This is a genomic window from Mesorhizobium sp. B1-1-5 (genome assembly GCF_006443065.1).
Lineage (GTDB): Bacteria > Pseudomonadota > Alphaproteobacteria > Rhizobiales > Rhizobiaceae > Mesorhizobium.
In genome coordinates this window covers 1-1,385 of the sequence record NZ_VFWS01000395.1, presented here as the reverse complement: position 1 = coordinate 1,385, position 1,385 = coordinate 1, and the positions used below count along the sequence as shown (strand labels likewise).

Annotated in this window: 2 pseudogenes; both read left to right on the top strand. The window is 63.4% G+C overall.

The annotated features are described in order from the left end of the window. A pseudogene (locus FJ980_RS35655) lies at positions 1-157 on the top strand (3-oxoacid CoA-transferase); the annotation flags it as partial. Then, positions 158-1,365 (top strand): annotated as a pseudogene (gene pcaF / locus FJ980_RS31720) (3-oxoadipyl-CoA thiolase). It begins immediately after the preceding pseudogene. Positions 1,366-1,385 lie beyond the last annotated feature (20 nt).

The window sequence follows — 1,385 nt, the reverse complement described above, 5'->3', positions numbered from 1 at the left end:
GGTCTACACGAGCCTTGCGGACATAGACATCATCGATTGTCGTTTCGTGCTGCGCGAGAAGCTGCTTGCGATGAGCTTCGATGAATTGAAGGCGCTGACCGGCGCAGAGCTTAAGGTCGATGGCGAAATCAAATCCTTGACTGCACCGGAGCTCTGAATGACCGAGGCCTTCATCTGTGACTACATCCGCACCCCGATCGGCAGGTTTGGCGGTTCGCTGTCCTCGGTCCGGACCGACGATCTCGGCGCGGTGCCGCTGCGAGCGCTGCAGCAACGCAATCCAGGCCTGGACTGGTCCGCGGTGGATGAGGTCATCTTTGGCTGCGCCAACCAGGCAGGCGAGGACAATCGCAATGTCGCGCGCATGTCATCGCTGTTGGCGGGACTGCCGATCGAAGTCCCCGGCAGCACCGTCAACCGCCTGTGCGGTTCTGGAATGGACGCCGTGGGCATCGCTGCACGGTCCATCAAGGCCGGCGAAGCCGACCTGATCATCGCCGGTGGCGTCGAATCCATGAGCCGCGCGCCGTTCGTGCTTCCGAAGGCGGGCGAGGCGTTCTCGCGCAACGCCGAGATTTACGACACCACGATCGGTTGGCGCTTCGTCAATCCATTGATGAAGAAGCAGTATGGCGTCGATTCGATGCCGGAGACGGGCGAAACATTGCGGAAGCCTTCAAGGTCAGCCGCGCCGATCAGGATAGCTTCGCCGCACGCAGCCAGGCCAGGACCGCCGCCGCTCAGGAAAATGGCCGGCTGGCGCTGGAGATCACTCCGGTGACCGTACCCCAGCGCAAAGGCGATGCTATCGTGGTCGATCGCGACGAACATCCACGCACCGGAACGACAACCGAGTCGCTCGCCAAGCTGCCAGCGCCGTTCAAAAAGGAAGGTGGCACCGTCACAGCGGGCAACGCTTCTGGCGTGAACGACGGAGCGGCAGCGCTGATCATCGCGTCCGAAGCCTCCGTCAAGGCATTCGGGCTCACACCGATCGCCCGGATTCTGGGCGTCGCGACGGCCGGGGTTGCCCCACGGATCATGGGGATCGGCCCGGCTCCGGCGACACGCAAGCTTTGCGCGCGCCTCGGCATCGCGCCTTCGGACTTCGATATCATCGAGCTGAATGAAGCATTTGCCTCCCAAAGCATCGCCGTGCTCCGCGAACTCGGGATACCCGAGGACGCGGAGCATGTGAACCCGAACGGCGGAGCGATCGCGCTCGGGCACCCGCTTGGGATGTCGGGCATTCGCATCACCGGCACTGCCGCGCTTGAGTTGCGGTCCCGAAAAGCACGACTGGCCTTGGCCACGATGTGCATCGGTGTCGGACAGGGTATCGCGATCGCTCTGGCCAGTGCGTAGCGGAGATGGTGCGACAGTCC